This window comes from Arthrobacter glycogeni (assembly GCF_054510815.1).
Window position 1 is genome coordinate 327,623 of the sequence record NZ_JBTNDV010000002.1, and the last position, 18,702, is coordinate 346,324.

An 18,702-nucleotide genomic window follows, 5' to 3' on the forward strand; every position below is an offset into this window, starting at 1 on the left:
GTGAACTCTGACGTAACGGCGCCCGACAGCCAGGACCCGGCCGAGTCCCTTGAGGACGCCCTGCGGCGGGCCACTGCCTTACTAACTGACGCCGGTGTGCCCAGCCCCGGCGTCGACGCCCACCTCCTCGCCGCCCATCTGCTCGGGGAAGCGGTGGGCCGCGTCAAGACTCTCTCCCTGATTGGGGCCGCACCCCCGGACGGCTATTTCGATCTGGTGGCGGAGCGGTGCCGCAGGATCCCGCTGCAGCACATCACCGGCATCGCCCACTTCCGGCGGGTGGCGCTAGAGGTGGGGCCCGGTGCGTTCATTCCGCGGCCCGAAACGGAGTCCGTGGCGCAGCTCGCGATCGATCACGCGCTGACAGTGGCCCGGCCCAGGGTGGTTGACCTGGGAACGGGAAGCGGCGCGATTGCCGCCGCCATCGCCGATGAGGTGCCGTCGGCCGACGTGTACGCGGTGGAGTACAGCCCGTTGGCTCACGCGTGGGCCGAACGCAACCTTGCCGGCCGGGGGGTGACGCTCATCCTGGGAGACCTGCGGGACGCGTTGGGGGACGAGGACGGGACGTTCGACGTCGTCGTGTCCAACCCGCCCTACATCCCCTCGGCGGCCGTACCCCGCGAACCCGAAGTGGCCGATCACGACCCAAAGATTGCCCTGTATGGTGGGGGCGAGGACGGGCTCGAACTGCCGGTCGCCGCCATGCTCAGTGCCGCCCGGCTGCTTGTTGCCGGCGGGTACTTTGTACTGGAACACGCCGAGGTGCAGGCCCCGGCGATGGCGGCCCTGATGAGGTCCGACCCTCGGTGGTCAACAGTGCGGACCCACCAGGACCTCACCGGTCGTGACCGCTCCACCTCGGCCCTGCGCAGCCAACGTGCCAATCCTGACGCTCCAGTGAAAGAATAATCCTGTGACCACCAGCTACGACTGCTCAGACCCGGCCCGGCGCAGCGACGGATTGGCGCATGCCCAACGCGCGCTGGCCGCCCACCAGTGCGTGGTGATTCCCACCGACACGGTCTACGGCATCGCCGCCGACGCCTTCTCACCCCAGGCTGTTGCTACGCTGCTGGCTTCGAAAGGGCGGGGCCGGAGTATGCCCCCGCCGGTGCTGATTCCCCGGATCCAGACGATGGATGGACTGGCAGCCGAGGTTCACCCCGATGCCAGGAAGCTGGCCGAGGCGTTCTGGCCCGGCGGGCTGACCTTGATCTTCCGGGCACAGCCTTCACTGACCTGGGACCTCGGCGACACCCTCGGCACCGTGGCGCTGCGCGTACCCGACGATCGGTTGGCCCTTGACCTGCTGATCCTTACCGGCCCGCTGGCAGTCTCCTCCGCCAACCGCACTGGCGCGTCAGCGGCAACCACTGGAGCGGAAGCGTTCAAGCAGCTCGCCGACGCGGTGGAGGTCTACCTGGACGGCGGGCCACGCAGTGCCACCTCGTCGACCATCGTCGACGCGACCGGACAGGAGCTTACCCTGGTCCGTGCGGGCAGCATTACTCTTGACCAGCTGCGGGAGGTTGTTCCGGGGTTAAGAGGCCCAGCCGATGATGATGCCGAAAATGCTACCGGGTCGCCTGACGCCCAGCCCGACCCCGACGACGCCGGGACGCAGCACTCTCCAGCACCGCGCTGACCCTTTGCTCGACCTGGATTCCCTGTGCCTCGGCCCAGCCCGGCTCCTGCGCCTGCCCGAACCACATCAGTTCCACCCGGCGCAGGCTGCCGTGCAGGCGCTCCCCAGCCAACGCCGACACGGCGTAACCGGCCCGCAGTAACCCACGGCACAGCAGCCGCGGCAACACGATGGGGGTACCACCCGAGGCCTCGAGAACGGATCGGACGGTCATCCCCTCGGATGGCTGCAGCACCACACCCGGGACGGGCCCATCGAAAGTGCCCACCGTGACGACAAAATCGGCCAGCGATTGGACTGACGTCACCGGCGTTGCGGCTGTGCCGGGAGCTGCGACCGAAGCCAGCGGAGAGGCGGCCAGTCTGGCAAGCGCCGTCGTCGTCGGACGGTCGATGCCCTGCACCGAGGTGGCCCGAACCACCACAGTGGAGGGGCCGGGCGGTGCAACCTGGAGGGCCTGTTCGCCCAGCGCTTTGCTCCGGGAGTAGGCCGAGAAGGGGGAAACATCCAGGGTTTCGTCGAGCACATCGCGCTGGCCCTGAACGGCGGCGCTGCTCAGCTGAATCAGGCGCCCGACCCCTGCCGCAGCGCAGGCCTGGGCCAGGAGGGCGGGCAGCAGTGCGTTGGCACCCCGCAGGGCCGCCGTGTCGCCGCTTCGGGGAACGGCAAGGCCAGCAGCGTTGACCACCACCGACGCGCCAGCCAGTGCGGTGGTGAGACCGGCCAGGGCGGGGTGGGCGGCGGCTTCACGCGCAATGTCGGCGACCGTTGTGGCGTCGGTGGTGAGTCGGGGCGCCGGGAGGGCAGTGACGTTGAGGCCCGCCGCCTCGGCGGCCCGCAGTACCGCTGAACCGACGAAGCCGGTGGCACCCAGGATCAGCCAGGACATCGTCAGTGGGTTCCCTTCAGACTTTCGGACCGATCGGAATCCAGCCGCGGCATCGGCTGCCACTCGGGATCCCTCAGGATGCCGCGCGATTCCCGCCAGCCACGCCAGAGTGGGGCCAGCCCGGAGAGGGAGTGTTCAACTGCCACCAGGCGCAGGACCTCCTTTGCCGCGGTGAGCAGGGTTCCCAGTCCGAATCCCCAACGATTGAACTGGCCGTTGACTACCAGATAGCGGGCCAGGTGTCCCCGGTTGCGCATGCCGCAGTAGCGGCCAAGGTCGTTTGAGTCATTGAGGTGGCGGACGCCGAGGTCGATCTGTTTCTGCTCCCGGGCCTTTTTCAGCACGTACTGATTGATGTAGGCGACGGGTTCGGACTGCGCGATCAGCCAGCCGTACGTGGTGTCGTCACCATTGAGGAAGAAGCGGGGGTCGGGCAGACCCACGAGGCGCACCACATCGGCATGCACCAGCATTCCTTCGAAACAGCCAACGTTGGTGTGGAATACCGGACGGTGACGGAAGACGTTCCCCCGAACCGGGAAGTGGACGCCCAGGAAGGCGTTGAAGCGGTGCTGCCAGAAGAACGGCTTGCCCGCGTGGTCGTAGCGGCGGCCATGAAGGCACCGGTAGGTATCCATCCAGGGCTGGAACGCCGCAAGCGCGTTGGGTAGCACCTCGACGTCGTCGTCCATCAGCCACAGCCATTCCGCTCCTTCGGCGAGAGCGCGGTCAGCACCCACGGAGAATCCGCCGGACCCGCCAACGTTTTTCTGCAGCCGGTGGTGAATCAGCGGAACCGGGAGATTGGCGGCGGCGATGACCTCATCAGTGTCGTCGGTGCTTGCGTTGTTCACCACGATGACGCCGCGGGGCGCCGGGTCCAGCCGCGAGATCGTCTGCAACAGGACGCGCAGATACCTGGCACGATTGAACGTTGTCACCACCAAGGTCACGTCGGCTGCAGACATGTCAAAAACCCCGGTCCGACGGCGGTCCGAAGCCGCGCGCGCGTACTCCAGTGGAGTACGCGGCAAACCATTCGGCGAGCCCGCGCGGGTCGCGGCGCTTGAGGAAGTACAGCGGGTAGCCCACGCCGTCCGCAACGAGGGATTTCACGCGCCCATACCGGCGGGTGAGGTATCCGCGGTTGCGGTAGTAGTAGAACCGTTTGAACGCCGTCTCGGGGACCAGCACGTGCAGCCGGTCACCAAGGACCTGCTGTGTTTCGGCCCAGCCGGGAGGATGACTGAGCGCAACGGTCGTGACCGTGCCGAACGGGATCCCGGCCCGGCGCAGGCGCAGCATGAAGTCGGTCTCGTCCCCGCGGATGAACAGCCGCAGGTCAGGAAGCCCGACCCGAAAAAACACCTCAGTGCGGATCAGTGCGCCGTTGAAGAATTGGCCGACGCCGGGGATGATCCCCAGCTTCTCCACTTCTGCCCGGTCATGGACCGAACGACCGCCGACCCGGAAAGGGAATGACAGCCTGGTCGGTTCGCCCGGCGCCACAATCAGCGGGACGACGACGTCGAGGCCCTCGGTTTTCGCGGCAGCCATCAGCGTGGCGAGCGCCTCGGGGTCCTCGGGATGGGCGTCATCGTCCATGATCCAGACCCACTCGGCACCGCTCGCCATGGCCGAAAGTATTGCTAGCGAGAAACCGCCTGCGCCACCGAGGTTGCTCAGGGAGCGGATGTAATTGACGGGCGCAGCGGACTCAGTGGCGATTGCCTCAACACTCTGCGTTCCGGAATCTACCAGCGCAACCGATGTGAGGGGGACACTCTGCTGGGACAGTGCCAGCAGGAGGGTACGGAGGTCGTCGGGGCGGTCAAATGTTACTGCCGCAACGGCCACGGTATCCTGCAAGTCAGTCCTTTCCGGTCCACTCACCACACGCCTTGAAAGCGGTCGGGGCCGGGTAGTGAGGTTAGTATTCTCGGGTAGAGAAAGTCTATTACACCAGCACGAGCTGAGAGTTGGCCGTGCGGACTCGAACAGCACGTCTGCCATCATCGTCGACCCGTTGTTAGGAACCATGAAACCCGCTGACCGCGTGGATCCAGCCCGGGACGGGTCCGGAGACAGCACCACGACCCGTTCGGAGAAGCCAGCACTGTGGCTGTGGTCGCAGTTCATTTTCGACTCGGTGGCCTGGGTTGTCGCAATTCTTCTGGCACTGGTGCTCCGGTACGAATTGCTGATCAACCAGATCAACATGGCCGGCGTCGTGGCGTTCTGCGCAGTGGCCCTCGCCGCGCAGCTGGCGGTCGGTCTGAGCTTCGCGCTCTACCGCGGACGCTATAGTTTCGGCAGTTTCCATGAGGCGAAGCTACTGGTCATCGTGACCGTCATCGTTTCCGTCATCCTGCTGCTGGTGAGCGTTGTGTTTTTCTCCATCATCGAGATTCCGCGCAGCATCGCCATCATCGCTTTCCCTTTCGCCTGTATGTTCATGGCATCCACCCGGTACCTCAAGCGCATGTTCGTGGAAAGTAAAGCCAAACCGGGGGAGGACGCTCAGCGCACGCTGATTTACGGCGCCGGTTTCCTCGGCAGTTCCCTGGTGGGGCGGATGATCCAGGACCGCGAATCCCCGTACTTCCCTGTCGGGTTGATCGACGACGATCCGGCCAAGAAACACCTGCGCCTGGCAACTGTTCCCGTGCTGGGCCGCCTCGAAGATCTTCCGAGCATCATCGCCCGCACCCGCGCGTCCGTGCTCGTCATTGCCTTCGCCGACGTCGAGGCCGCCCAGGTCCGCAAGGTCTCGGACCTGGTGGCGGGGATGAATATCCGGGTCCTGGTGCTCCCACCGCTACGCGACATGCTCGCCACGGGAGGTTCCGGCGCCGGGTTCTCCGATTTCCGCGAAGTTGCCGTCGAGGACCTGATTGGCCGTCGACCGGTAGACATCCACGCCGATGAGGTGGCCGGGTACATCACTGGGAGGAAGGTCCTCGTGACGGGGGCTGGCGGGTCCATCGGGTCCGAACTGTGCCGCCAACTGGCGCAGTTCAACCCAGCCGAGCTGATCATGCTGGATCGCGACGAAACCGGGCTGCAAACCACCCAGCTGTCGATGACGGGCCGCGGTCTGCTGACCGGCAAGGACACGGTGCTTGCCGACATCCGTGACGCCGAGACCCTGCTTGGCATCTTTGCGGAGCGTACGCCGGAGGTGGTCTTCCATGCCGCTGCTCTTAAACATGTATCGCTCCTGGAGCAGTACCCTGAAGAGGCCTGGAAGACCAACGTCCTCGGCACCCAGAATGTGCTCAACGCGGCCAAGGCTGCAGGGGTTGAGCACTTCGTGAACATTTCGACCGACAAGGCAGCGAAGCCCACCAGCGTCCTCGGTCATTCCAAGCGGGTCGCAGAGAAACTCACGGCCTGGCAGGCTACTCAAACCGCCAGGAGCTACGTATCGGTTCGGTTTGGGAACGTGATTGGCAGCCGAGGCTCAATGTTGCCGCTTTTCACCGAACAGATCCGGGTCGGCGGGCCCATTACCGTGACTGATCCCGAGGTCACCCGCTTCTTTATGACCATCCCGGAAGCCTGCCAGCTGGTAATCCAGGCCGGGGCCATTGGCCGCCCGGGCGAGGTCCTCATCCTGGACATGGGCGAGGCAGTCAAGATTCTCGACGTCGCCCGGCGGATGATCGCTATGTCAGGCAAGGACATTGAAGTGGTTTTCACCGGTCTTCGGCCGGGGGAGAAGATGCACGAGGACCTGGTCGGCTTCGGCGAGGATGGCGCCCGGCCCCTGCATCCAAAGATCTCGCACACCTCCGTGTCCGCTCTGGACCCGTGCCAGCTCAACCTGATCGACTGGAAGCGCAAGGGCGGCATTGCCAGTGATTGATCTGCGGCTGGCCCTGGTGGTTGGTGTGGCGTTGGCGCTGAGCGGAGTCCTGCCGTTTGCCCTCAAGCCGCTGCTGGCCCGGCTTGGCGTGCTGGACGTTCCTAATGAGCGCTCCTCACACACCGCCGTCGTGATCCGCGGCGTCGGTATCACTGTCGCGATGGGGATTGCCGGGGGACTGGTGCTCTCTTTGGCCACCGGCCTCGTGGCAGTGGATCGCTCGCTGATCCTGATCATCCTCACGATGCTGTCAGCCGCCGCACTACTCGGCTGGATCGAAGACTACCGGGGGATTTCGATCCAGGTGCGTGCACTTCTGCAACTGGCCATTGGGGCGGTGGGAACCGCAGCACTGGCCTGGACCATTGGGCAAAGCTTCTGGTGGGTTCCGGTGGGCGCGCTGGCGGTTGCTGCCTACATCAACGCAGCAAACTTCATGGACGGAATCAACGGCATCTCCGGCCTGCACGGAGTAGCTGTCGGCATCTTCTATGCGGCAGCCGGGGTACTCAGTACCCAGCCGTGGCTGACTGTGGCCGGGCTCGTCGTGGCGGCCGCCTTCGCCGGTTTCCTGCCCTGGAATCTGGGCCGTGGGTTCGTTTTCCTCGGCGACGTCGGCAGCTACCTTCTTGGTGCCTCGATTGCAGCTATCGCCGTCGCCGGCCTGCTGGCCGGTGTGTACCTCGAATATCTACTTTCGCCCGTTTTGATCTACCTCGCCGACACGTTCACTACCTTCCTTCGTCGGGTCAGGGCCGGCGACCGGTGGTATGCCTCCCATCGGGAACACGTTTACCAGCGTTTGACTGACATCGGGTTAACACATGTTCAGTCGGCACTGGTGGTCACAGGCGCCTCCGTGCTGACCGGTGCTGCCGGTTTTGTTGCTGCGACTGCCCCGCCGCTCGTCGCGGTGGCCTTTTCGCTGCTCGCGGCAGCGGTGGTGGCGCTCTACCTCTACTCTCCGCGTCTCCTGGCCGGCCGGTTGAAGGCCAAACAGACGCGCTGAACGGACGCCAGTGTTTCCCAGGGGTCCGAGGGCAAATTCTCTGTACGGTAGAATTGGACGGCAGTCCGCGGTTATCGTTCCGGGGCTGAGCCGGGGACTTCCCTCACATCGAATCTACGAACGGATTCCCTATGGGTACACCTGACCCCCGGGGCGTCGGTGCCCCCGGCAGCAACGCCCACCCTGCCGCAGACCCATCGGGGTCTCTGTGGCTGGGAATCCTGAAGATGTGCATGGCGGTCACCGGCGCTCTCATTGCGGTGGCAGCGATCGTCGCCCTGCTGGTTTCCGGTCCGGCCGATGCGCTGAGCGCACTTTTCGGGTATCTGGTGGTGGTCGCGTTCTTTGGGATCAGCCTGGCCGTTGGCCATTTCGCGGGGCGCAACAACCCCTCGGGGGCCATCGGGCTCTTCGCCGTGACGTACGCGATCAAGGTCGTTGGGTTCGCTGTGGTTCTGTTTGTCCTTGGCACCCCACCCTGGCTCGATCCGAACTGGTTCTTTGCCGGGGCCGTCGGAACGGTAATTCTCTGGCAGACGGTGGAGTTGTATGTTTTCTCCAAAGCCCGGCACCAGCTCTACAACGACCCGGAGCCGGCCAAGCCGGTCCCAGGAAATGAGGATCACCATGGCTGAACCCCACCCACATGAGCCCCATCAGGCCCCTTCCGCGAATGCTGCTGGCAGCGACGACCGGGGCAGGTATGGGGAGGGTGGTTATAACGCCGGGTTGGCAGTCTTCAGCTACATTATTGGCGGGATCGTTGTCTGGAGTTTGATAGGCTGGGGGCTGGACAACCTCCTGGGGACACAATGGATAGTGCTCGCTGGAGGTCTCTTGGGTGCAACCGGGGGTTTTTACCTCTCCCACATGCATAACCTCACCCGCTCAAGTACAGCTGATCCCGGTTCGACGCCGCGGGACAGCGGCGGGAAAGCTGGAGAGAAACCCTTGTGATCGTCGAAAAACTTAATGAGTCGGAGCAGTAATCCCATGCCCGATCAGAATTTGCCCAATGATGGACACTGCAGAGAGGAAACGCGTTGATCGCGCTTGCGCTCCCGGCCACTACAACGGATGAGGGTTTCGTAGCCCCCACTATTGACGACACCCACTATCGGGATATTCTCCCGTGGGGCGGTGAATACGGCGTCTGGTTCGAAGGTGGCTTCGGCAAGCAGATGCTGATGCTCATCCTGTCAGTCATCTTTATTGCCGTCTTCTTCGTCATTGCCTCCCGCAAGGGGAAGATGGTCCCTGGCAAGATGCAGTTTCTGGGGGAGTCCGCTTACGGATTTGTCCGGAACTCGATCGGTAAGGACATTATCGGTGGCAAGGACTTCATGAAGTACGTGCCGTGGCTTTTCACGGCATTCTTCTTCGTCCTGGTAAACAACATTTTCGGTGCGATTCCGGGTTTGCAGCTGCCGAGTTTCTCCCACCCAGGTAGTGCATATGCCATTGCCGCGATTTTTTACGTGCTCTGGGTCGGCATTGGTATCAAAAAGCATGGGCTTCGCTACTTCAAACTGGCTGTTGTCCCGTCTGGGGTGCCCTGGTACATCCTGCCGATCGTGGTCCCGATCGAGATTATTTCGAACTTCCTCGTCCGTCCGGTCACTCACTCCCTCCGACTGTTCGCCACTATGCTCGCAGGCCACCTCATCGTGACGCTGGCCGGTTCGGCCATCGAGTACATGGTAATGACCGGCAACATCCTGCTGCAGGGAACCAGCGTGCTGGTCCTGGTAGGAGCAGTAGCGATGTACATGCTCGAGGTTCTGATCATGCTCCTTCAGGCGTATGTGTTCACACTGCTGGCGGCCATCTACATCGAAGGCGCACTCCACGCCGACGCACACTAATTTCACGACAAACAAATACAGACTTCCCCGTCGGGGATGATCCCAAACAACCTGTCGCAGCAAGCGGCATCTTGAAAGGAACACAATGGAAGTACAGGGTAGCCTCAACCTCGTTGGATACGGTCTCTCCGCAATCGGCGGTGGTATCGGTGTGGGACTCGTCTTCGCCGCATACATCAACGGTGTAGCGCGCCAGCCGGAAGCCCAGCGGGTACTCCAGCCCATCGCCTTCCTCGGACTGGCACTGACTGAAGCACTCGCCATCCTCGGCCTGGTCTTCGCGTTCGTTATCGGCGCGTAGTTACGCGTCCGAGACGGTCCATAGACAAGCTAAAGAAAGACGGGTGAAACATGCTTAACGCAGCGATTATGGCCGCAGAAGAGGGCTCAAGTCCGCTTGTCCCGAACCTGTGGGAACTGCTCGTTACCTTGGTGGGCTTCGCGGTGCTGATGTTCATCGTCAAAAAGTTCGTGATGCCGGCGTTCGAAAAGACGTTTGCTGAGCGCACCGAAGCCATCGAAGGCGGCATCGCCAAGGCCGAAGCAGCACAGGCCGAAGCGAATGCAGCGCTTGACGAGTACAAGCAGCAATTGGTCGATGCTCGCACCGAAGCCAACCGCATCCGGGAGGAAGCACGCGCCGAAGGTGCGCAAATCCTCGCGGAACTAAAGGAAAAGGCTGCAGCAGAGTCAGCTCGCATCACTGAGCAGGCCCACGTCCAGATTGAAGCAGAACGTCAGGCAGCTGTCGTCTCGCTCCGCGCCGAAGTTGGCACGCTGGCTACCGACCTCGCCAGCCGCATTGTCGGAGAGTCACTGTCCGACGATCAGCGGTCCGCACGAGTGGTTGACCGATTCCTGGCCGACCTCGAAACTCAGAGCGCAGGTGCATCGAAGTAATGGCAGGTGTATCCAGCCAGTCCCTGGTAACGGCACTCAAAGATCTCGAAACCCGTCTGCCCGGCGCACCGCTGACCCTTGCCGAGGAACTCTTCGGAGTCCTCGACATGCTGGACAGCAACGCCGGACTCCGCCGCGCACTGACCGACCCATCCCGCGAAGGCAGGGACAAAGCCGCTCTGGTTTCGACTCTGGTAGCCGGCAAGGTATCGGAACAGACCGCGTCGGTGGTCAGGGAACTGGTCTCCATGCGGTGGGCCGCGGCCCGCGACCTTGGAGACGCGCTGGAAACCCTCGGCGCCACTGCAGCGATTGCGGTGGCAGAGAACCGGGGCTACGGAGCCGAAAGTCTTGAGGGTCTCGAAAACGATCTCTTTGACTTCATCAGGACCGTCGAGTCAAGCCATGAGTTGCAGCGTGCTCTGTCCGAACGGCAGGCCAGTGACGATGCCAGGGTGAACCTGGCGTTGAAACTGGTGCCGAACGCCGGAGCCGAGGCACGGCTGTTGGTGCGCCAGGCAGTGCAGGCACCCCGCGGTATCAAGCCCACCCACTTGGTGAAGCGGTTCGTTGAACTCGTCGCCAAGCGGCACGATCGTTGGATTGCGAACGTCAGTGTTACCCGTCCGCTGACTGATGAGCAGTTCCTGCGGTTGCAGCAGGGCCTGAACTCTCTGTTTGGACGCGAGCTCAGGACCAATGTCACCGTGGAGCCGTCGCTGATCGGCGGGGTCCGCGTTCAGGTTGGCGATGAAGTGGTCGATTCCACTGTCATTGCCAGGCTGTCTGAACTGCGGCGAAAGCTTGCGGTGTAGGACGGTCCGCCGCCCTATCCTAGACATACAACAGACTTCAATCACACACCGGTTGCCGCGAAGTAGTGGCGATCACAACACAGGAGAGCAGGGACTGCAGATGGCCGAATTGACCATCAACGCCGAAGACGTCCGTAATGCGTTGAACGAGTTTGCGGCATCCTACGAACCCGGCAACGCAGAGCGCGTTGAAGTGGGCCGCGTAAGTACTGCCAGCGATGGCATCGCCAAGGTTGAGGGTCTGCCCTCGGTGATGGCCAATGAATTGCTGCGTTTCGAAGATGGCACTCTGGGCCTCGCCCAGAACCTCGACACCCGCGAAATCGGCGTCGTCATCCTCGGTGACTTCACCGGCATCGAAGAAGGCCAGGAAGTTCACCGCACCGGAGAAATCCTCTCCGTACCCGTGGGCGACGCCTTCCTTGGCCGTGTGGTTGATCCACTGGGCCAGCCCATCGACGAGCTGGGCGAGATCAAGGCTGAAGGGCGGCGTGCATTGGAGCTTCAGGCTCCCGGTGTCACCGAGCGCAAGTCAGTCCACGAGCCAATGCAGACCGGCCTCAAGGCCATCGACGCAATGATTCCGATCGGCCGTGGCCAGCGCCAGCTGATCATTGGTGACCGCCAGACCGGCAAGACGGCTATCGCCGTCGATACCATCATCAACCAGAAGGCCAACTGGGAATCCGGCGACGTGAAGAAGCAGGTTCGCTGCATCTACGTTGCTATCGGCCAGAAGGCTTCAACGATCGCTGCTGTTCGCCAGACCCTTGAGGACAAGGGCGCGCTGGAGTACACCACAATTGTGGCGTCACCAGCGTCCGACCCCTCAGGGTTCAAGTACCTGGCCCCCTACGCGGGCTCGGCTATTGGCCAGCACTGGATGTACGCTGGTAAGCACGTTCTGGTCATCTTCGATGATCTCTCCAAGCAGGCCGAGGCGTACCGCGCAGTTTCACTGCTGCTGCGCCGCCCGCCAGGACGCGAAGCCTACCCGGGCGACGTGTTCTACCTGCACTCCCGTCTGCTCGAGCGTTGCGCAAAGCTCTCCGACGAGCTCGGTGCGGGTTCGATGACCGGTCTGCCGATCGTCGAGACCAAGGCCAACGACGTCTCGGCCTTCATCCCGACCAACGTCATCTCGATCACCGACGGGCAGATCTTCCTGCAGTCGGACCTCTTCAACGCCAACCAGCGTCCAGCAGTGGACGTCGGTGTCTCGGTGTCCCGCGTTGGCGGTTCGGCACAGGTCAAGGCCATGAAAAAGGTTTCCGGTACGTTGAAGCTGGACCTTGCGCAGTACCGCGACATGCAGGCCTTCGCGATGTTCGCGTCCGACCTGGATGCCGCGTCACGCCAGCAGCTCACCCGTGGGGCACGCCTGATGGAACTGCTCAAGCAGGGTCAGTACGCGCCATTCCCCATTGAGGATCAGGTGGTGTCCATCTGGGCCGGTACCAACGGCTACCTGGACGATGTACCGGTTGAAGACGTCAGGAAGTTCGAGGGCCAGTTCCTCGAACACCTGCGCCACAAGTCATCGGTGCTGACTACCCTGGCGGAGACCAACCTCCTTGAAGACTCCACCGTTGACGAGCTGAAGAAGCAGATCACCGACTTCAAGCAGGGCTTCTTCGGCGAGGGCCACGACGGCCTGGTCGCAGGGCACGAAGAGTACAGCGCTCTCTCCGAGGACGAGGTTGACCAGGAGAAGATCGTCAAGCAGAAGCGCTAGGGAAACCGGCACCGGGGCGCTTCTGGCGCCCCGGTGCCACCCCAGCCTTAGCCGTAATCCCCAGGTGGACTACGAAGGAAAGGACAAGTATGGGAGCCCAGATCCGGGTCTACCGCCAGAAGATCACGTCGACCACGTCGATGAGGAAGATCTTTAAGGCGATGGAGCTGATCGCGACTTCTCGCATTGGTAAGGCCAGGGCACGAGTATCCTCGTCCCTGCCGTACGCCAATGCGATCACCCGTGCCGTCTCAGCAGTGGCATCGCAGTCGGAGATCGATCACCCGCTGACCACCGAGCCGGAGCAGATCCGCCGGTCGGCGGTTCTGGTCATGACCTCGGACCGCGGTCTTGCGGGATCGTATTCGGCAAGCGTTCTGAAGCAGGCCGAGTCACTCATCGAGCTGCTGCGGGAAGAGGGCAAGGAAGTCAAGACCTACCTTGTTGGTCGGAAGGCCCAGGCCTACTTCGACTTCCGCAACCGCCCGTTTGAGAACGTGTGGATTGGTGGAACTGACGCCCCTGAGTTCGAAACTGCGCGTGAGATCGGCAAAGCATTGCTCGCCGAATTCAACACGGGGTTCGATGACGGCGGCGTCGACGAAATCCACGTTGTCTACACCCGCTTCCGGTCGATGGTGTTGCAGGAACCTACGGTCATCCGTCTGCTCCCGCTCGAGGTCGTCGAAGAGGAAGCAGTATCCGAGTCGGATCTGCTGCCGTTGTACGAGTATGAGCCGGAACCGGAAATGGTCCTGGACGCACTGCTGCCGCGCTACATCGAGTCCCGGATTTTCGCGGCTCTCCTGCAGGCAGCAGCCAGCGAACTCGCCGCCCGTCAGCGGGCGATGAAGTCCGCAGGCGACAACGCGACGGACCTGATCAAGAAATACACCCGGCTCCGCAACACTGCGCGCCAGGCGGAGATCACTCAGGAACTGTCGGAGATCGTGGCAGGTGCGGACGCGCTCAGCGCCTCCTAGCCGGTTGCATCACCCAGGTTTCTGAACACGCTCCATCCTAGTTAGACTTAGCCCCACGCCATCTACGTTAGTGAAGTGAGAGAGATGACTGCCCAGACTATTGAGCACGGTAGTGACTCAGTTGCATCCGGCGGCACCGGTCGAATCGCCCGTGTCATTGGCCCGGTTGTCGACGTCGAGTTCCCGGCTGACGCCATTCCCGCCATCTATAACGCCCTGACCACTGAGATCACACTCAATGGTGAGACGCACACCATCACCTTCGAGACCTCGCAGCACCTCGGTGACAACCTGGTGCGTGCTATTTCGCTCCAGGCCACCGACGGACTGGTTCGCGGAACCGTTGTCCACGACACCGGCAGCGCCATTTCGGTACCCGTCGGCGACGTCGTCAAGGGTCACATCTTCAACGTCCTGGGCAAGCCGCTCGACGTCGAAGAGTCCTCGCTGGAGATCACCGAACGGTGGCCCATCCACCGCAAGCCACCGGCTTTCGCCCAGCTTGAGGGTTCCACCGAGATGCTGGAAACCGGTATCAAGAGCATCGACCTCCTCACCCCGTACATCAAGGGTGGCAAGATCGGACTGTTCGGTGGTGCAGGCGTCGGCAAGACGGTGCTGATCCAGGAAATGATCACCCGTGTTGCCCGTAACTTCGGTGGCACCTCGGTGTTCGCTGGGGTTGGCGAGCGTACCCGTGAGGGTAACGACCTCTGGGTTGAGATGGAAGAGGCAGGAGTCCTCAAGGACACCGCCCTTGTATTCGGCCAGATGGATGAGCCACCAGGAACGCGCCTCCGGGTGGCCCTGTCAGCGCTGACCATGGCTGAGTACTTCAGAGATGTCCAGAAGCAAGATGTGCTGTTGTTCGTTGACAACATCTTCCGCTTCACCCAGGCCGGGTCCGAGGTGTCGACCCTGCTGGGCCGGATGCCGTCGGCAGTGGGCTACCAGCCGAACCTTGCGGACGAGATGGGCCTCTTGCAGGAGCGCATCACCTCGACCAAGGGTCACTCGATCACGTCGATGCAGGCCGTATACGTGCCCGCTGATGACTACACCGACCCGGCGCCCGCCGCGACCTTCGCGCACCTCGATGCAACCACCGAGCTGTCCCGTGAAATCGCGTCCCGAGGCCTGTACCCAGCCATTGACCCGTTGACCTCAACCTCGCGGATCCTTGACCCGCAGTACATCGGTCAGGATCACTACAACACCGCGGTGCGCGTCAAGCAGATCCTTCAGAAAAACAAGGAACTGCAGGACATCATTGCCATCCTCGGTGTCGACGAACTCTCTGAAGAAGACAAGATTGTTGTCTCCCGGGCACGCCGCATCCAGCAGTTCCTGTCACAGAACACCTACACGGCGAAGCAATTCACCGGCGTCGAGGGTTCGACTGTAGGCATCAAGGACACCATCGAGGGCTTCAACGCCATCGCCAACGGCGACCTTGACCACATTGCTGAGCAGGCGTTCTTCAATATTGGCGGGCTTGACGACGTCGAGCGCCAGTGGGCCAAGATCCAAGAGCAGACCGGGAAGTAATTCTCATGGCAGAACTCGAAGTAGAAATCGTTGCGGCAGACCACTTCGTGTGGTCTGGCGCGGCGACCATGGTCAGGGCCCGCACCAGCGATGGCGAAATTGGCATCCTGCCCGGGCACGCTCCGATGCTAGCCATCCTGGCCGAGGGCGAGATGGCTATCGAACCCGTATCAGGCGAACGTCTGCTGGTATCAGTTGACGGAGGATTCTTTTCGGTTGACAGCAATCGGGTGGTCATCGTCGCCGACAATGCGAAGATCGGCGGCCCTGTGTCCGCGGAGACTCGCTGACAGAATCAGTGATGGACGGTCTCGGTATAGCCTTCATCACGCTCGCAGCGGTGTTCCTGCTGCTGGTGCTCGCCATTCTGGCAGTAGGTCTACGCCGTTTTCAGCTCCGTGGAGCGCTTGGCACTTTTGACGCCTCCATCTGCTTCCCTCCCGAGGGATGGCAGATGGGGGTTTGTCGCTATACGGACCATCACCTCGAGTGGTTGAGGATGGTGTCCCTGAGCCCTCGCCCCCGTCATCGGTACCTGCGTAGTTCTCTGGAGCTTAGGGAATGGCGGCAGCCTACTGAAGCGGAGAAGCACAGGATCCAGCCCGGCGCCGTCGTGGTGTGTCTTGACTACGAGGGTGAGGAAGTGTTGCTGGCCATGAAGTTTGACGTCTACGCCGGGTTATGTTCTTGGTTGGAGGCCGGACCGGTGATCGGTATCGGCACCTGGCGTTAACGCCATGGATAGCAAGTGAGGCCCCCACGTTGAACGCGGGGGCCTCACTTGTTGAGTTGCTGAAAGCCTGGTTGTTACAGGGCTGTGACCCCAGTGGCCTGGGGGCCCTTTGCGCCCTGTCCGATTTCGAACTGAACACGCTGGTTCTCATCGAGGGTTTTGAACCCGCCGGTCTGGATCTCGGAGTAATGCACAAATACATCACCGTCTGAGTCATCCGGGGTGATAAAGCCGAAGCCCTTTTCAGCGTTGAACCACTTCACTGTTCCCTGTGCCATTTGTTTCTCCTCCATAATGAAATGTTCAGGCTCACACACTGTGTGCGGGCCCGGGGTCACTCCACGGGAACAACCTAGCGGCACCCGGCTATTTCGGTTCCGTTCGGAAGTTACACGCTCGCAACTCGGTCTTGCGAGCATGCTAAAACACGTACACAAAGACTGAAATAAGCATCACATAGGGGCCCGATCTGGTCAACGGACTTTCGGCGGATTCTGGGGAGAAATTTAGAGGGGATCGAGCCAAGTGCCTTCACGGAGAACGGCGAGAAGGCGAAGGTCGGCTGTGACTACCAGAGCGTCCGCTCTAAGTCCCAGTCGCAGGCTGCCCAATTCGTCAGCGAGTCCCAGCACGTTCGCCGGAACGGTAGTAGCCGAGGCCACTGCGTCGTCGAGTGAAACCCCTGCGGCGACAGTCCGACGGACGATGTCGAGCAGCACCGCCGTGCCACCGGCCAGGGAGCCGGTGCGGTCGAGCGTTGCAACGCCGTCCCTGACGGTTACCGCCGATGGTCCAAGGTGGTACGCGCCGTCGGGAAGGCCAGTGGCCGCCATGGAGTCGGAGACCAGCGAAATGTTGTCGCTGCCGACCAGCGCAAAAACGGTAAGAACGGTCTGTGGGTCTACATGGGCGTTGTCGGCGATGAGCTCGACGACGGCGTTTCCTGCTTTGGCTATCCGGAGACAGGCAGCAACGGGGCCGGGGGAGCGGTGATGCAACGGCGGCATGCCGTTGAACAGATGGGTGACGGTCGGGCGGCCGCTGTAGCCGTCGAAACCGGTCGATTCCATTTCTTCGCGGGCCAGCGCCAGCGACGCTGCTGCCGTTTCGGCATCGCAGTCGGTGTGCCCGAGTGACGGAGTGATGCCGTGGGTGGTGAGGGCATCGATGAGGGCATCCGCGCCGGGAAGTTCCGGCGCATAGGTCATGGTCTTCATCCGCCCCTGTGCGGCTTCGATCAATTCCGCCACGTACTCCGGTTCGGGATCGACGATGAAGGCGGGGTTTTGAGCACCACAGCGCGCTGTCGAGACGAAGGGGCCCTCGGCATGGATACCAGCAATCAGGCCCTCCTCGGCCAGGCCGGCAAGTACTGATAGGGCTTTGAGTAGATCGGACCGTGGCGCCGTCATGGTGCTGGCGAGGGCGGTGGTCGTTCCACTGCGATGAAGGAAGTCGATTGCGCGCCGGGCCTGTGCAACATCCCCATTGGCGAAATCTCCGCCGTTTGCCCCATGGCAGTGGGTGTCGACTAGTCCGGGCATAAGGACACTCCCGTGGGGAAAGGTTCTGTCGGCCGGTGAGGATCCGGCGCTGAACCCCGCGGCCGGTCCGGCGTAGGAGATGCGGTCGCCGTCGTAGGCAAGAACCCCGTCCTCGACAATCCCCGACTCAGTGACAAGGCGTCCGCGAATGTAGCTCGCGGTGGGTGGTCCCGGATCTTCGCTGCTGGCCATAGCCCGATTCTATGCGTTGCCGGACCACAGCCGCCGTGGACCGCGTTGTTTCAGCGGTCCAGCCCACTGTCCAAGACCTCAGGTGACGGCTGTGACGGTGTGGGGCGGGGCCCTGTGCTCTGTTCCGGGTAGGGGTGGTGCGGTGGAGTTGTAGGTGTGGCCGGTGGGGGTGGTGATGCGGAAGGTGTGCCGAGAACCTGGGCCTGGGCCTGGGACTGACCCTGGGACTGACCCTGGGACGGGGCCTGAGTCGGGTCCTGGTTCTGGTTCTGGTCCGGGGCGTGGTTGTGCTGTCCAGCCGGGGGTTTCTTTGGTGTGGTTGCATGCCTCGCAGAGCCCCGCCGAATTCGGAATGGAGGTGGGTCCGCCGCGGTGCCAGGGCACGATGTGGTCGTAGTGGCGGATCGGTGCATCACAGTACGGGGTGCGGCAGGTATCGTCCCGGGCCCTATTGAACCGGCGTTGCGCCCGGGTGAAAAGCCGGGCTTTGGAATCCATGTCCACCAGCTCCCCGGTACCCGGCGCGGTGTAGAGGCGACGCACCCACACGTCGAAGGCTTCGCGGCCCACACCGGAGGACTCCGAGCGGCCAGAGGAATCAGAGTGGCCACTGGGATCAGCAGGTTCAGTGGGCTGGGTGGGTTCGGGGTTCAGGAGCTGCCGTGCCCAGGAGGAGGGGAGGATGCCGTAGCCGGGGATCCTGGCGGGTTCGCTATCGCCTTGGAGCAGGGTCCGGTCGGTGATGATGACCTGCAGTTCGACCCGGGACACACCACCGGGGGTCCCGGTGATCCGTTCGATCAGGGTGTCGGCCATCAGCTGACCCTTAGACCGGGTGTCCCCGCCGGCCCGGGCCGTGTCAGCGTGCCGGGTCAACGCCGCGTAGGCCGCGACGGCGTTCTTCACGGGTAACAACGCGGTCAGGTACGCCATGGTGTCCGGTGCCGGCCGGATACTCACGAACCGTTCGCTG

The 18,702-nt window shown here is 62.6% G+C and carries 21 protein-coding genes; 15 read left to right on the top strand and 6 right to left on the bottom strand.

Annotated elements, in window-relative coordinates:
• Together prmC and ACX80G_RS03735 are read left to right on the top strand one after the other, a co-directional pair.
• Positions 1 to 912 (top strand): peptide chain release factor N(5)-glutamine methyltransferase, encoded by a 912-nt coding sequence (prmC, locus tag ACX80G_RS03730; RefSeq protein WP_459305682.1) that lies wholly within the window; start codon positions 1 to 3, stop codon positions 910 to 912.
• Positions 913 to 916: 4 nt separating this feature from the next.
• Positions 917 to 1,648: an L-threonylcarbamoyladenylate synthase gene (locus ACX80G_RS03735; protein ID WP_459305683.1), complete on the top strand. Its 732-nt coding sequence runs from the start codon at positions 917 to 919 to the stop codon at positions 1,646 to 1,648.
• Here the strand turns inward: ACX80G_RS03735 and ACX80G_RS03740 are convergent.
• Genes ACX80G_RS03740 through ACX80G_RS03750 form a run of 3 tightly spaced genes read right to left on the bottom strand, consistent with a single transcriptional unit; the run spans position 1,578 to position 4,406 of the window.
• Positions 1,578 to 2,537, bottom strand: a complete 960-nt coding sequence (locus tag ACX80G_RS03740) for an NAD-dependent epimerase/dehydratase family protein (protein WP_459305684.1) — start codon at positions 2,535 to 2,537, stop codon at positions 1,578 to 1,580. The two genes, ACX80G_RS03735 and ACX80G_RS03740, sit on opposite strands and share 71 nt — an antisense overlap.
• Positions 2,538 to 2,539: 2 nt before the next feature.
• Positions 2,540 to 3,505, bottom strand: coding sequence for a glycosyltransferase (locus ACX80G_RS03745; RefSeq protein ID WP_459305686.1), 966 nt, complete (start codon positions 3,503 to 3,505; stop codon positions 2,540 to 2,542).
• Between the two features lies 1 nt (position 3,506).
• On the bottom strand, positions 3,507 to 4,406 hold the full coding sequence (locus ACX80G_RS03750; RefSeq protein WP_459305688.1) for a glycosyltransferase: 900 nt from the start codon (positions 4,404 to 4,406) through the stop codon (positions 3,507 to 3,509).
• A gap of 169 nt (positions 4,407 to 4,575) precedes the next feature.
• On the opposite strand from ACX80G_RS03750, the gene ACX80G_RS03755 reads away from it, so the two are divergent.
• From ACX80G_RS03755 to ACX80G_RS03815, 13 genes are all read left to right on the top strand, one after another.
• Positions 4,576 to 6,405, top strand: a complete 1,830-nt coding sequence (locus tag ACX80G_RS03755; protein WP_459305689.1) for a polysaccharide biosynthesis protein — start codon at positions 4,576 to 4,578, stop codon at positions 6,403 to 6,405.
• Positions 6,398 to 7,414, top strand: coding sequence for an MraY family glycosyltransferase (locus ACX80G_RS03760; RefSeq protein WP_459305731.1), 1,017 nt, complete (start codon positions 6,398 to 6,400; stop codon positions 7,412 to 7,414). Before ACX80G_RS03755 ends, ACX80G_RS03760 begins: the two co-directional genes overlap by 8 nt.
• A gap of 131 nt (positions 7,415 to 7,545) precedes the next feature.
• On the top strand, positions 7,546 to 8,049 hold the full coding sequence (locus tag ACX80G_RS03765; RefSeq protein ID WP_459305690.1) for a Cg1360 family ATP-synthase-associated protein: 504 nt from the start codon (positions 7,546 to 7,548) through the stop codon (positions 8,047 to 8,049).
• Positions 8,042 to 8,371: a hypothetical protein gene (locus ACX80G_RS03770; protein WP_459305691.1), complete on the top strand. Its 330-nt coding sequence runs from the start codon at positions 8,042 to 8,044 to the stop codon at positions 8,369 to 8,371. Before ACX80G_RS03765 ends, ACX80G_RS03770 begins: the two co-directional genes overlap by 8 nt.
• A gap of 86 nt (positions 8,372 to 8,457) precedes the next feature.
• A complete protein-coding gene (gene atpB, locus ACX80G_RS03775; protein ID WP_459305693.1) occupies positions 8,458 to 9,279 on the top strand; it encodes a F0F1 ATP synthase subunit A in 822 nt (273 codons plus the stop codon).
• 85 nt (positions 9,280 to 9,364) lie between these two features.
• Positions 9,365 to 9,580 carry an ATP synthase F0 subunit c gene (locus ACX80G_RS03780; RefSeq protein ID WP_019481292.1) on the top strand — a complete coding sequence of 72 codons (216 nt, stop codon included), beginning with the start codon at positions 9,365 to 9,367 and terminating at the stop codon, positions 9,578 to 9,580.
• Positions 9,581 to 9,630: 50 nt separating this feature from the next.
• Positions 9,631 to 10,179, top strand: a complete 549-nt coding sequence (locus ACX80G_RS03785; RefSeq protein WP_459305695.1) for a F0F1 ATP synthase subunit B — start codon at positions 9,631 to 9,633, stop codon at positions 10,177 to 10,179.
• Positions 10,179 to 10,994 carry a F0F1 ATP synthase subunit delta gene (locus ACX80G_RS03790; RefSeq protein WP_459305697.1) on the top strand — a complete coding sequence of 272 codons (816 nt, stop codon included), beginning with the start codon at positions 10,179 to 10,181 and terminating at the stop codon, positions 10,992 to 10,994. Before ACX80G_RS03785 ends, ACX80G_RS03790 begins: the two co-directional genes overlap by 1 nt.
• Positions 10,995 to 11,094: 100 nt before the next feature.
• Complete coding sequence (atpA, locus tag ACX80G_RS03795; RefSeq protein WP_196841718.1) at positions 11,095 to 12,729, top strand: F0F1 ATP synthase subunit alpha; 1,635 nt, start codon at positions 11,095 to 11,097, stop codon at positions 12,727 to 12,729.
• 89 nt (positions 12,730 to 12,818) lie between these two features.
• Positions 12,819 to 13,712, top strand: coding sequence for a F0F1 ATP synthase subunit gamma (locus tag ACX80G_RS03800; RefSeq protein WP_459305698.1), 894 nt, complete (start codon positions 12,819 to 12,821; stop codon positions 13,710 to 13,712).
• 84 nt (positions 13,713 to 13,796) lie between these two features.
• Positions 13,797 to 15,260 (top strand): F0F1 ATP synthase subunit beta, encoded by a 1,464-nt coding sequence (gene atpD / locus ACX80G_RS03805; protein WP_459305700.1) that lies wholly within the window; start codon positions 13,797 to 13,799, stop codon positions 15,258 to 15,260.
• 5 nt (positions 15,261 to 15,265) lie between these two features.
• On the top strand, positions 15,266 to 15,550 hold the full coding sequence (locus ACX80G_RS03810; RefSeq protein WP_019481286.1) for a F0F1 ATP synthase subunit epsilon: 285 nt from the start codon (positions 15,266 to 15,268) through the stop codon (positions 15,548 to 15,550).
• Positions 15,551 to 15,561: 11 nt separating this feature from the next.
• Positions 15,562 to 15,993, top strand: a complete 432-nt coding sequence (locus ACX80G_RS03815) for a DUF2550 domain-containing protein (protein WP_459305702.1) — start codon at positions 15,562 to 15,564, stop codon at positions 15,991 to 15,993.
• Positions 15,994 to 16,067: 74 nt separating this feature from the next.
• On the opposite strand, the gene ACX80G_RS03820 is transcribed toward ACX80G_RS03815, so the two are convergent.
• The 3 genes from ACX80G_RS03820 to ACX80G_RS03830 form a co-directional block, all read right to left on the bottom strand.
• Positions 16,068 to 16,271 (bottom strand): cold-shock protein, encoded by a 204-nt coding sequence (locus tag ACX80G_RS03820; RefSeq protein WP_019481284.1) that lies wholly within the window; start codon positions 16,269 to 16,271, stop codon positions 16,068 to 16,070.
• A gap of 228 nt (positions 16,272 to 16,499) precedes the next feature.
• Entirely contained in the window at positions 16,500 to 17,729 is a 1,230-nt protein-coding gene (locus tag ACX80G_RS03825; protein ID WP_459305704.1) for an N-acetylglucosamine-6-phosphate deacetylase, read from the bottom strand.
• 78 nt (positions 17,730 to 17,807) lie between these two features.
• A partial coding sequence (locus tag ACX80G_RS03830; protein WP_459305706.1) for an HNH endonuclease occupies positions 17,808 to 18,702 on the bottom strand: 895 nt, incomplete at its 5' end.